We start from the raw sequence: 13,160 nt of genomic DNA, 5'->3' as shown, positions 1-13,160 counted from the left end.
CTATCAACCAAAGACGTTTATCATTAAAAGAAGGTATTTCTAGTTTAATTCTAGGAACTATAATCACTACTTTTTCTTATTATTTATAATTTTTTCTAAAAAAGTGTGATTTTTTAATCTGCATTGCGAATAATATATTAAACAAAGAGATTTAGTTTCACAATGAATAAATAATTATAAATCACAAAAGTAAAATCACTTACAAATGATGGTAAATAAAAAAGAACATTTCATAAAAACTATAGATGAGTATAAAAAAATCATCTATAAAATTGTGAACTCTTATTGCCAAAATAAAGAAGATAGAAAAGATTTAGAACAAGAGATTATTATCCATTTATGGAATTCGTTTGATAATTATAATAGCGATTATAAATATTCAACTTGGATGTATCGTATTGCTTTAAACGTTGCGATCTCTTTTTATAGAAAAGAAAAAAAGTGGTCTATGAAAAATGATTTTTACAATGAAGAATCTATTTTCAAAATAGAAGAAGATACTAATGAAGAGCAAACAGAATTAAATTATCATCTAAAGTTATTACAAGAATTCATTCATAATTTAAACGAACTAAACAAAGCACTAATGCTATTGTATTTAGAAGAGAAAAGTTATGAGGAAATTTCAGAAATACTTGGTATTACTAAAACTAATGTCGCCACAAAAATTAGTAGAATTAAATTAAAATTAAAAAAAGAATTTCAAAATATATAGAATTATGGAAGCAAGAGAATTAAAAAAAATATTAGCAGCTTACGATACTAAACTAGATGAAAAATTAAGTTTAAATGTAGCGTCTTTAAAAAGTATCAATTTAGACAAATCAGAAAGAAGCACACAAAGTATTCTTAAATACAGAATTATTGAAATTGTAATTTTTTCTTTACTCGCAATCTTTATAGGGAATTACATTGCAAGAAATTGGAGTCAAACACATTTAGCTATGAGTGGAATTATTGTTGGTGTTTTCACATTAATTGCCTTATCAGGTAGTATTGGACAAGTTACTCTATTACAACAAATTGACTTTGCTAAACCTACAGTTGATATTAGAAAAAAGATTGAATTAGTAAATACACACGGACTGTTATTTATAAAATTAATGTTTCTGTCAACGCCAATATGGTGGTCTTATGTTGTTGTTGGAAGTGATTATTTATTCAACATTGATTTATATAATAATATGGATTCTAATTTTGTTTTAAAATATCTAATAATTAATTCATTATTAATCATTCCAATGGTTTGGTTTTTAAATAAATTAACTTATAAAAACTTAAATGTTAAATGGGTAAGAAAAACTATAGGATTCTTTGTTGGAACAAAAACAATGAAAGCTTTAGAATTTTTAAAAGATATTGAGGAGTTCGAAAGATAAATATCATTTATTTTATCAAAGTAGAATCATCTTTTTAAAGAAAAAACGAAGAGCCAATACCGTTAAACGCAACGCGAATTTACATCTCTATATATTTCAAAAACTTTTAATTCAACTATTCTACTAATTAACTACATTTGCACTCGCAAAAATAATATTACATGAAAGCTGGAATTGTAGGATTACCAAACGTAGGAAAGTCAACCTTATTTAACTGTTTATCTAATGCTAAAGCGCAAAGTGCCAACTTTCCGTTTTGTACTATAGAACCTAATATTGGTGTGGTCAATGTACCAGATCCAAGATTACAGAAATTAGAAGAATTGGTCAACCCAGAAAAGGTATTGCCTGCAACCGTAGAAATCGTTGATATTGCTGGTTTAGTAAAAGGTGCATCTAAAGGTGAAGGTTTAGGAAATCAGTTCTTGGCCAATATTAGAGAAACTGATGCTATCTTACATGTACTACGTTGTTTTGATGATCCTAATATTATCCACGTTGATGGTAATATCAATCCTATAAGAGACAAAGAAACCATTGACATGGAATTGCAGCTTAAGGATTTAGAAACAGCTGAAAAGAAGCTAGACAAAGTTAAGCGTGCAGCAAAGACAGGTAATAAAGAAGCGCAGAAAGAAGAAGCGGTTCTCGATAAAATAAAAGAAAGTTTAGAAGCTGGTGTTTCAGTAAGAGCATTAGAATTCTCTGAAGAGGATTATGCAGACTACGTAAAGCCATCTCAGTTTATTACAGACAAGCCTGTAATGTATGTGTGTAACGTAGATGAAGGTGCAGCAACAACGGGTAATGACTACGTAGAAAAAGTACGCGACGCTGTAAAAGACGAAAACGCAGAGGTTTTAGTTTTAGCAGTAGGTACAGAGGCAGATATTAATGAGTTAGACGATTACGAAGAGCGTCAAATGTTCTTGCAAGATATAGGTTTAGAAGAACCCGGTTCAGCGAAGTTAATTCGTTCTGCATACAAACTACTTAATCAACAAACGTACTTCACTGCTGGTGTAAAAGAGGTAAGAGCTTGGACTGTTAATATTGGAGCTACAGGACCACAAGCTGCAGGAGTAATTCATACCGATTTCGAAAAAGGTTTTATTAGAGCAGAAGTAATCGCTTACAATGACTACGTAGAATTCGGAAGTGAAGCTAAAGTAAAAGAAGCTGGTAAAATGCGAGTAGAAGGGAAGAACTATATTGTTAAGGATGGAGATGTAATGCATTTCTTGTTTAATGTGTAGTTAAGGTTTTTCGAAGCACAAATTTTACTGTCATTGCGAGGACGAAGGATGTGGCAATCTCATAATATTAATTAAATGCCAATTATAGAAATCAAAACCATAATTAAAACAGATTTAAAAACCTGTTTTGATTTAGCACGTAATGTTGATTTTCATAAAGTGTCAATGGCACATTCTAATGAAAAAGCAATTGCAGGTAAAACCTCTGGTTTAATTGAATTAGACGAATCTGTTACTTGGGAAGCTACCCATTTTGGAATTAAGCAAAAGCTTACTTCAAAAATCACTGAATTTAAAAGTCCAACTTATTTTGTAGATGAAATGGTTTCTGGTGCTTTTAAATCCTTTAAGCACGAGCATATTTTTCAAAAGGTAAATGACTCAACGTTAATGATTGATAAATTCCATTTTCAATCACCTTTTGGTATTCTTGGGAAATTGGCAAACTTTCTTTTTCTAAAGCGATATATGAAGAATTTACTAGAGACTAGAAATGGGTATCTAAAAATCAAAGCAGAAGAAATTACCATGCTTGAACATCGTAATTCTTGAATTTCCAATTTTCAGACAAAGACAAACTGCTTTAATTTCATCACATGAAATCTAGGCAAACGTTCATTTACGGCATTTTAATTGGGATTATAGGCATTGTTTTGTTTTCCTCTAAGGCTGTAATGGTAAAATTGGCATATCAATATAACATCGATGCATTGAGCATATTGTTGTTAAGAATGTTGTTTGCGTTTCCATTTTACATTGCAATCGCTTTTGCCTACAGAAATGAAAGGAAAGAAGTCACACAGAAGAGAGCATATCTTTGGCTTATCTTTTTGGGGTTTGTAGGTTATTATTTAGCAAGTTATTTAGACTTTGTAGGTCTAACCTATATTAAAGCGAGTTTAGAACGCATTATACTTTTTATTTATCCTACGATTGTATTGTTATTCAATAAATGGTTTCTTAAAAAGGAAATCACTAATAAGCAAAAACTTGCAATACTAATTACGTACGTTGGTATTCTAATCACTTTTGGAAGTGAAGTGTCTGTTTCTGGTAATAGTGCTTATTTGGGAGGGTTTTTCGTGTTACTTAGTGCAATAACTTACGCATCGTATTTAGTTGGTAGTGGTTGGTTAATTCCAAAATTTGGTGTGATGCGATTTACATCCTATGCAATGCTTGTATCTTGTGTTTGTGTATTTATACATTTTGGAATCTTCTCTAAAGTAGATATTTTTAATTTTCCTTGGCAAGTCTATGTGCTTGGATTAGCAATTGCGGTTTTTGCAACTGTAATTCCATCGTTTTTAGTGTCTATCTCTATTAAAATGATAGATTCATCAAACTTCGCCGTTGTTGCTGGTATCGGTCCAATTTCAACAATTGTTCTTGCTGTTATCTTCTTAAATGAAAGCTTAACTGCTTTGCAAATGGTCGGAACTATAATTGTGATTTTAGGAATTTTATTGGTTTCAAAAAGTAAAGAAAAATAGAGATTTATAGACTTCATTAGTTATTTATAGACAATATGTGTTGAATACCAATGTTCTCAACATTTTCAACCCATTATTGTTAATTACTTTACCAAATCTGTATTTCATTTTTTAAGGTATAGTCTTATATTAGCGTTCCAACAAAATTACGTCCTAAACTCTATGGCAGAACAGTCTAACTATACAGAAGATAACATACGCTCACTCGATTGGAAAGAACACATCCGAATGCGTCCTGGTATGTACATCGGAAAGTTAGGTGACGGCTCGTCTCCAGATGATGGCATCTATATCTTACTTAAAGAAGTTTTAGATAATTCTATTGATGAGTATGTGATGGGAGCTGGTAAGACGATTGAAATCTCTGTACAAGGAGAACGTGTTATCGTTAGAGATTATGGTCGTGGTATTCCTTTAGGGAAAGTTGTGGATGTTGTGTCTAAGATGAATACTGGTGGAAAGTACGATTCTAAAGCTTTTAAAAAATCTGTTGGTTTAAATGGTGTAGGTACAAAAGCGGTTAATGCATTGTCATCCTATTTTAGAGTAGAATCTACAAGAGATAATAAATCTGCATCTGCAGAATTTGAACAAGGAAATCTTACCAATCAGGAATTATTAGATGATACATCGCGAAGAAAAGGAACTAAGGTTAGTTTTATTCCAGATGAAATTATCTTCAAAAAATACAAGTACAGAAACGAGTATATCGTTAAGATGCTTAAAAACTATGTGTATCTAAATCCTGGATTAACGATAGTTTTTAATGGTGAAAAATATTTTAGTGAAAATGGTTTAAAAGATTTACTATCTGAAAATATTAACGAGTCAGATATGTTATATTCTATCATTCATCTTAAAGGGGATGATATTGAAATTGCATTAACTCATAGTAAAACACAGTATAGCGAAGAATACCATTCGTTTGTTAATGGACAGAACACAACACAAGGAGGAACACACTTAGCAGCATACAGAGAATCTATTGTTAAAACGGTTAGAGAGTTTTATGGTAAAAGTTACGAGGCATCAGATATTAGAAAATCAGTTGTTACTGCGATTGCTATAAAAGTGATGGAGCCTGTATTTGAAAGTCAGACAAAAACGAAGTTAGGTTCTACAGATATGGGAGGTAATTTGCCTACTGTTAGAACATACATCAACGATTTTGTAAAAAAGTATTTAGATAACTTCTTACATAAGAATCCTGATACGGCAGAAAAAATCCAACGAAAAATTCTTCAAGCAGAACGCGAACGTAAGGAATTATCTGGTATTAGAAAGTTAGCCAAAGACAGAGCAAAGAAAGCAAGTCTTCATAACAAGAAATTACGTGATTGCCGAGTACACTTTGGTGATACAAAAAATGAAAGAAACCTAGAAACGACTTTGTTTATAACAGAGGGAGATTCAGCTTCTGGAAGTATAACAAAATCGCGTGATGTCAACACACAAGCGGTTTTTAGTTTGAAGGGTAAACCATTAAATTGTTATGGTTTAAGTAAAAAGATTGTTTATGAGAATGAAGAATTCAATCTATTACAAGCCGCTTTAAATATTGAAGAATCACTAGAAGACTTACGTTATAATAATGTTGTGATTGCAACAGATGCTGATGTGGATGGAATGCACATTAGGTTATTGTTAATTACATTCTTCTTGCAGTTTTTTCCAGAAGTGATAAAAGAAGGACACTTATATATATTGCAAACACCATTATTTAGAGTTCGTAATAAAAAGGAAACGATTTATTGCTATTCTGAACAAGAGCGACGAGATGCTATGGATAAATTAAAACCAAAGCCAGAGATCACTCGATTTAAAGGGTTAGGTGAAATTTCACCAGATGAATTTGTGCATTTTATTGGTGATGATATTCGCTTAGATCCTGTTATGTTAGATAAGGATATGTCCATTGAAGAGTTATTGTCTTTCTATATGGGAAAAAATACACCTACACGTCAGGAGTTTATTATTAATAATCTTAAGGTTGAACTTGATATTGTTGAAGACGCTATATGAGAACTGACAATAGAAAAGTAAAAAACACTGTTATTTCTATCTACTTTGTATTGATAGTTTTTGGGATTTTATTGGCAACAGTTTTTAAGTCTTTAGATATGTTTGTTGATAGTACATTCTTTGTGTTTTTAGGACTTTTTATAGCACTTGTATTATTTCATTCTATTGCTGGCTATTTTGAATATGATAGTGATGGAAATAAAATAACTGTGATTAACAAAGGTTTAATCTTAACGGAATACATCAATTACAGACAAAATAAACTCGAATTTACCAGAAATCAACTTGTAGGATTTAAAATAAAAAATTACATCATTTATAAATCTTTGGTCTTATTGATTAAAAATTATGAAGGTAGGCAAACGAAAGAACGCTTTAATATAACACTTGTTAAGCGAAAGAACTTAAAGTATGTGAAGCAATCTTTAAATAAAATGGTGAAAGAAAATCGAAAGAAAAAACAAGCATAGTAGATGTCAGAAGAACATGAAGAGTTGTTAAGTGAAGACAGCGGTAATCAAGAAACCATTACTAAGGTTACCGGAATGTATAAAGATTGGTTTTTAGATTACGCATCTTATGTAATCTTAGAACGTGCTGTACCTGCAATTGAAGATGGGTTTAAACCAGTACAACGTCGTATAATGCATTCTATGAAAGATTTAGATGATGGTCGCTACAACAAGGTTGCAAACATTGTTGGTCACACAATGCAATATCATCCACATGGTGATGCGAGTATTGCTGATGCGATGGTTCAGATAGGTCAGAAAGATTTATTGATAGACACACAAGGAAACTGGGGAAATATTTTAACAGGAGATAGAGCAGCAGCTTCAAGATATATAGAAGCACGTATTTCTAAATTTGGGCTAGATGTTGTCTATAATCCAAAAATCACCCAATGGCAAGCCTCTTATGATGGAAGACGAAAAGAGCCTATAAATTTACCAGTAATGTTTCCTTTGCTTTTAGCACAAGGTGGAGAAGGGATTGCAGTAGGTTTATCCACAAAAATATTACCTCACAATTTTATTGAACTTATAGATGCTTCTATAAAACATCTTAAAGGAAAACGTTTTACCATATTGCCAGATTTTCCAACTGCTGGTATTGCAGATTTCACCAATTATAATGATGGTTTACGTGGTGGAAAAGTACGTGTGAGAGCAAAGATTTCGCAACGCGATAAGAATAGTTTAGTGATTACCGAAATTCCTTTTGCTACGACAACGTCATCATTGATAGATTCTATCTTAAAAGCCAATGACAAAGGTAAGATTAAGATTAAAAAGATTGAAGATAATACAGCAGCTGAGGTAGAAATTTTAATTCATTTACCATCTGGTTTATCTCCAGATAAGACGATAGATGCTTTATATGCGTTCACGAGTTGTGAAACGTCTATTTCACCATTAGGTTGTGTTATTGAAGATAACAAGCCTTATTTTGTTGGAGTTACTGAGATGTTACGTCGTTCTACGGACAACACGGTTGAGCTTTTAAAAAGTGAATTAGAGATTAGATTAGGTGAGTTTCAAGAGCAATGGCATTTTGCTTCATTAGAGCGAATCTTTATTGAAAATAGGATTTATCGAGATATTGAAGAAGAAGAAACATGGGAAGGTGTTATAAATGCTATAGATAAAGGTCTTCAACCACATATAAAACATCTAAAACGTGCAGTTACAGTTGAAGATATTACACGTTTAACTGAAATTAGAATTAAACGTATTTCTAAATTCGATATTGATAAGGCACAACAAAAGTTGGATGCTTTAGAAGATCAAATAGCAGAAGTGAAGCATCACTTAGCTAATCTTATTGATTATGCTATTGCATATTTTGAAAGATTGAAGAAAGAATATGGTGAAGGTAAAGAGCGTAAAACCGAAATTAGAATCTTTGAGGATGTTGATGCTACTAAAGTTGTAATTAGAAATACAAAACTTTACGTCAATAGGGAAGAAGGCTTTGTTGGTACTTCTTTGCGTCGCGATGAGTATGTTGGTGATTGTAGTGATATAGATGATATCATCGTATTTACCAAGGAAGGTAAAATGATGGTAACAAAAGTAGATTCTAAAACCTTTATAGGTAAAAGTATTATTCATGTAGCTGTGTTTAAGAAAAAAGACAAACGTACTGTCTATAATATGATTTATCGCGATGGTAAAGGTGGTCCATCTTACGTCAAACGTTTTGCTGTTACAAGTATGACAAGAGATCGCGAGTACGATTTAACCAATGGAAACAAGGGTTCTGCTTTATGGTATTTTTCTGCAAATCCTAATGGTGAAGCTGAGGTGGTAACTATAATGTTACGACAAGTTGGTAGTGTAAAGAAGCTAAAATGGGACTTAAACTTTGCTGATATTCTTATTAAGGGTAGAGCTTCTAAGGGTAATCAGGTTACAAAACATTCTATAAAACGAGTAGAACTTAAAGAAAAAGGAGTTTCAACCTTAAAGCCTCGTAAAATTTGGTTCGATGATACGGTTCAACGCCTTAATGTCGATGATAGAGGTGAGCTGATTGGTGAATTTAGAGGTGAAGATCGATTGTTAATTATTACACAGTCTGGTATCGTGAAAACAATTATTCCAGAATTGACCACGCACTTTGATAACGATATGATTGTATTAGAGAAATGGATTCCTAAAAAACCAATTTCTGCAATCTATTATGATGGTGATAAAGAGCGCTATTATGTAAAGCGATTCTTAATTGACCAAGAAGGCAAAGAGGAGTCTTTTATTTCGGGTCATGCAGATTCGCAATTAGAGATTGTATCAACTGATTGGAGACCATTGGCAGATGTAGAGTTTACTAAAGAACGAGGTAAAGACCGTAAGCCAAATATGGAAGTTAATCTTGAAGAGTTTATTGCTATAAAAGGCATATCTGCTCAAGGAAATCAGCTGACTAAGGATAAAATCAATCAGGTTAGCTTATTAGAGTCGTTGCCTTATGAAGCACCAGAAGAAATCCATGCAGACGAATTAGAAGTGGTAGATGAAGAAACAGTTTCTAACACTGTTGAATCTGCAAGTTCCTCAGAAGATAAACCGCAAGCTAAAACACCTTCTAATGATGATAGTAATGATGAGGATTTAGATATTGATGATCAAGGACAGGTGACTTTGTTTTAGTTGAGATTAAGTTGAAAAAATGAAATGACGATTTTTACTAACAAAAAACATTTTCTACACCAGCATCTGACTTTTATAGAATCAACAGGAAAAGACGGAAAGGATAGTAAGTTTAATAAATTCTTGACTGATTTAGGAGTAAGTAACAATGGGAATTGTTGGGATATTGACCATTCAACTATTGATTGGAATAAAACGGGAAATCATTATCAGTTCTTTTTTGATTATGTTGATAACGAATCTGAAATAACAGATTGGTTGGGTAAAAGCGATTTGTCAAAATATGAATTTCTATATACTTGGCTAGATTGGAATGACCCAATAGTAAAGATAAAGACGGTAGATTTTATTAATTCTTGGGGGGAATTTTATATGGCAAGTGTTGAGGGAATGATTCTAACTACAATAGATGGGGCAAAATACATGGAATTTACTGATGATTGGAAATTTCATCTGAATAGTAATTTTGAGATTAAGCCTAATTCTTTGAAGTAAGAGACTAGTACTATATGCAATCTGTTTAACTCTTCTTCTTGGTTCTGTAATTCAAAAATTCCACAAATAAAGAGAACGCAATAGCAAAGTATAAATAACCTTTTGGTATTGCTCCTACAGTATTTCCGAAGAATTCAGTGTGAGATAAGTGTGCTGATTCTGTAATAAGCATAAAACCTATTAGAATTAAAAATGATAAACCTAGAATTTGCATACTAGGATTTCGATCTATAAACTTTCTAATTGGATTGGCGAACCCTATCATTACTGCGATAGAAATCATTACAGCAATAATCATTAAAACGAGTGTGTAATTGGTGTTTGGATGCAAGCCATTAGTCATACCAACAGCAGTAAGTATCGAATCTATAGAGAAAATAAAATCAATGATTAATATTTGTGTTATTGCTTGAGATAGTGACTTAATAATTTTAGATTTCACTCCATCTTCATCATGTGAAGGGTTTTCAACTTTTTCTCTAATCTCAGATGTGCTTTTATAAATTAAAAATAAGCCTCCAGCAAATAAAATAATAGCTTGCCAACTAATCGCAACGTTTAACCAACTCGATTCATAATTATAGAATGGTTCGCTAAGACCAATTAAAAAAGACACAAAGAATAATAAAACTATACGTTGAACCATAGCGAGAATAAGACCAATATTAGTGGCTTTATTGCGTTGATGCTCTGGGAGTTTGTTTGCTGCGATAGATATAAAAACAATATTATCTATGCCTAGAATAATTTCTAAAAAGGTTAAGGTAATTAATGCCATAATAGCATCTGAAGTCAATAAAAAATCTAGCATAAAAATTAATTAATCTTTTTCGCAATACCTTTTTCTACATGAATGGGTTTATTGGTTTTTTTAACTGCGAGTTTATATTCAAACGTATAAGAATTACTTGTTGTCGAGAGTATTTTCATATGTATAGCATCTTGCTCTGCCATACGCTTTGGATGGAGTTTTTTTAGGATAAACTCACAATCATTAATCCAACGTACTGAAGAAGAGTCAACTCTCCCTTCGTAATAATCGATATTTAAGGTTTCTGTTCTAATGAATCGGCCTGTTTTTTCAATACCATCAATCGTATAATTGAATTCGAACGTACCAGTTTTGAAATCTGAACAATTACGCTCAACTTCATAGCAACTTGTCATTAAAAGCAATAGTAAAATAGAAAATAGGGCTTTCATTTTTAATCTTTGGGCAAAGATAATAAATAGCGAAGTGAAATTTAAGAGTTATAACTCTTAAAAGTGCCATCTTTATAAAAGATGACAATTTTTTCAATTTCTGAATTAGATTCAGGTATAGTGGTTTTTGGAGCCAATGGAGTCTTAGTCAGATTTGAGTTTGGTGATATTGAAATTTTAGCCTGACTAGGAAATTCTCCTTTACCATTCATTAACCAATACAATTCAACTTCTGGATAGGAGTGAAGTACCTTCATTACAAAATCTAAACTCGGCTTATTTCTGCCACTTAAAATGTGTGAAATACTAGAGCGTTGTACACCAATTTTTTCAGCAAAACTTGACGCTGTTTCACTATAGAAATCAATGACTTTTTGTAGTCGTTCTGTAAATTCACTTGAGTTTATCATTGTAAACAGTTGTTCTGTGATAATAACGTTACAAAAGTAAACAATCGTATGGATATAGTTGATATTTAATCGTAATTATATTTTTAAGCATTAAACTTTTAATTCGATAAAGTGTTTTAAATAACTGAAATGTAGTATTTTAATATGTATTATTTTAATTCATTGAATTATTTTCAATATCAATCAGTCGTCTTAGAGCTGCGACGACACTTAATGTGTAACATTGTAACAATTTTGCAACAAAACCATGTTTACAATTGTAAATTATCAAATGATTACATTTGTAAATCAATTAAACCTTGTAATGACATTAGAACATTTAAATAGTATATATTCTTTGGTTAAAACACCTGAATTATTTGGTCGTTATATTACCAATTCTCACATAGAAAAATGTTTAAAAAAATTCCCTCAATCTTTAATCTCTACGATTGGATATTCTGTAGAAAATCGTCCTATATATAGTTTAGAATTTGGGCATGGGCCAATTAAGATATTACTTTGGTCTCAAATGCATGGTAACGAATCTACGACAACAAAGGCTCTTTTTGATTGTTTTAATCTTTTTGAAACCAATAATGTAATACCTAATTCAATTTTAGAAGCTTGTACGTTATGTGTTATTCCTATTTTAAATCCAGATGGTGCAGAGCGATATACACGTATTAATGTTAATGAAATAGATTTAAATAGAGATGCACAAGACTTATCTCAGCCAGAAAGTAGAGCATTACGAACTATTTATGATAGCTTTCAACCAGACTATTGTTTTAACCTGCATGGACAGCGTACTATATTTGGTGTTGGTGATTTAGGTGTTTCTGCGACATTGTCTTTTTTGTCGCCTTCACAGGATGACAAGCGATCTTTAACTGCAAACAGAAAAGCTGCTATGTCTGTGATTGCTGAAATTAATAGTGTATTGCAAGAAGAAATACCTAACGGTGTTGGTAGGTATGATGATGGCTTCAATTTGAATTGTGTTGGTGATACGTTTCAAAATTTTGGAGTGCCAACATTATTATATGAAGCAGGTCATTATCCTAATGATTATAATAGGGAGGAAGTAAGGCGTTTGATGTTTATTGCTATTATGAAAGGTTTAGAGGTTATTTCAAAAGGTGTAGATGTTTCACACTATAATGACTATTTCAAAATTCCTAAAAATTCTAAATCGTTTTATGATATCATTATAAGAAATGGAAGAGTTATAGACTCAGGTTCAGAACTTACTGATATCGCCATTCAGTATAAGGAAACTTTAAAATCTAATATGATAGAATTTGTACCAGTAGTAGAAGTAATTTCAAAATTAGATCATTTTAATGGACATAAAGAAATTGATGCTAAAGGTAGTTTAGTAATGAATGCTGAAAATTCTGAACTGAAAGCAGGTTACGAAAACGATTTCGTATTAGTGAATAATACGAAAATATCACCTTTTATTTAAAATTATTCAATCAAAATACATAATTGTCAATAAAAATCTTCTATTTTTATCCCATACCTCGTTTCGGTAAAACCACAAATCTTGGTTAAAGGTGGAGATTGGAAACCTGAACAAATTGTTGGGTCTGATATTGTTTTGAAAAATGGAGGAGAGGTGAAAAGTTTAGCATTTAAAAAAGGGTATTCGACTACTTCGATTGAGGAGAAGATTCGGAATTATTAAATGATTTGATAAAAAGAAAACGAATAGCGAAGTGCTCGCTATTCGTTTTCTTAAAAATTATACTAACAACTCCAACAC

At 31.7% G+C, this 13,160-nt stretch carries 13 protein-coding genes; 10 read left to right on the top strand and 3 right to left on the bottom strand.

Annotated features, from left to right (window positions below):
- The first annotated feature begins 205 nt into the window (after nt 1–205).
- From QZZ53_RS14730 to QZZ53_RS14690, 9 genes are all read left to right on the top strand, one after another.
- Entirely contained in the window at nt 206–715 is a 510-nt protein-coding gene (locus QZZ53_RS14730; RefSeq protein WP_296386071.1) for a sigma-70 family RNA polymerase sigma factor, read from the top strand.
- Between the two features lie 4 nt (nt 716–719).
- A complete protein-coding gene (locus tag QZZ53_RS14725) occupies nt 720–1,379 on the top strand; it encodes a hypothetical protein (protein ID WP_296386069.1) in 660 nt (219 codons plus the stop codon).
- Between the two features lie 161 nt (nt 1,380–1,540).
- The gene (gene ychF, locus QZZ53_RS14720) at nt 1,541–2,635 is read left to right on the top strand and encodes a redox-regulated ATPase YchF (protein WP_296386067.1); all 1,095 of its coding nucleotides are present in this window, start codon (nt 1,541–1,543) and stop codon (nt 2,633–2,635) included.
- A gap of 75 nt (nt 2,636–2,710) precedes the next feature.
- Nucleotides 2,711–3,187, top strand: coding sequence for an SRPBCC family protein (locus QZZ53_RS14715; protein ID WP_296386065.1), 477 nt, complete (start codon nt 2,711–2,713; stop codon nt 3,185–3,187).
- Between the two features lie 44 nt (nt 3,188–3,231).
- Nucleotides 3,232–4,128 carry a DMT family transporter gene (locus tag QZZ53_RS14710; RefSeq protein ID WP_296386063.1) on the top strand — a complete coding sequence of 299 codons (897 nt, stop codon included), beginning with the start codon at nt 3,232–3,234 and terminating at the stop codon, nt 4,126–4,128.
- Between the two features lie 162 nt (nt 4,129–4,290).
- Nucleotides 4,291–6,150: a DNA topoisomerase IV subunit B gene (locus QZZ53_RS14705; RefSeq protein ID WP_296386061.1), complete on the top strand. Its 1,860-nt coding sequence runs from the start codon at nt 4,291–4,293 to the stop codon at nt 6,148–6,150.
- Nucleotides 6,147–6,620, top strand: coding sequence for a hypothetical protein (locus QZZ53_RS14700; RefSeq protein ID WP_296386059.1), 474 nt, complete (start codon nt 6,147–6,149; stop codon nt 6,618–6,620). The genes QZZ53_RS14705 and QZZ53_RS14700 overlap by 4 nt, the downstream gene beginning before the upstream one ends.
- A gap of 3 nt (nt 6,621–6,623) precedes the next feature.
- Complete coding sequence (locus QZZ53_RS14695; protein ID WP_296386056.1) at nt 6,624–9,302, top strand: DNA gyrase/topoisomerase IV subunit A; 2,679 nt, start codon at nt 6,624–6,626, stop codon at nt 9,300–9,302.
- A 24-nt stretch (nt 9,303–9,326) separates the two neighbouring features.
- On the top strand, nt 9,327–9,797 hold the full coding sequence (locus QZZ53_RS14690) for a hypothetical protein (RefSeq protein ID WP_296386054.1): 471 nt from the start codon (nt 9,327–9,329) through the stop codon (nt 9,795–9,797).
- 25 nt (nt 9,798–9,822) lie between these two features.
- On the opposite strand, the gene QZZ53_RS14685 is transcribed toward QZZ53_RS14690, so the two are convergent.
- From QZZ53_RS14685 to QZZ53_RS14675, 3 genes are read right to left on the bottom strand one after another with little or no spacing between them, the layout of a single operon-like run.
- On the bottom strand, nt 9,823–10,608 hold the full coding sequence (locus QZZ53_RS14685) for a TerC family protein (RefSeq protein WP_296386051.1): 786 nt from the start codon (nt 10,606–10,608) through the stop codon (nt 9,823–9,825).
- A 5-nt stretch (nt 10,609–10,613) separates the two neighbouring features.
- On the bottom strand, nt 10,614–11,000 hold the full coding sequence (locus tag QZZ53_RS14680; RefSeq protein WP_296386049.1) for a hypothetical protein: 387 nt from the start codon (nt 10,998–11,000) through the stop codon (nt 10,614–10,616).
- A 41-nt stretch (nt 11,001–11,041) separates the two neighbouring features.
- Nucleotides 11,042–11,410: a helix-turn-helix transcriptional regulator gene (locus QZZ53_RS14675; protein ID WP_296386047.1), complete on the bottom strand. Its 369-nt coding sequence runs from the start codon at nt 11,408–11,410 to the stop codon at nt 11,042–11,044.
- Nucleotides 11,411–11,657: 247 nt separating this feature from the next.
- Between QZZ53_RS14675 and QZZ53_RS14670 the strand changes: the two genes are divergently transcribed.
- Entirely contained in the window at nt 11,658–12,860 is a 1,203-nt protein-coding gene (locus tag QZZ53_RS14670; protein ID WP_296386046.1) for a M14 family metallopeptidase, read from the top strand.
- Nucleotides 12,861–13,160 lie beyond the last annotated feature (300 nt).

The sequence above is a fragment of the Winogradskyella sp. genome, from assembly GCF_016744625.1.
Classification (GTDB): domain Bacteria; phylum Bacteroidota; class Bacteroidia; order Flavobacteriales; family Flavobacteriaceae; genus Winogradskyella.
This window is presented reverse-complemented; position numbering and strand designations above follow the sequence as displayed.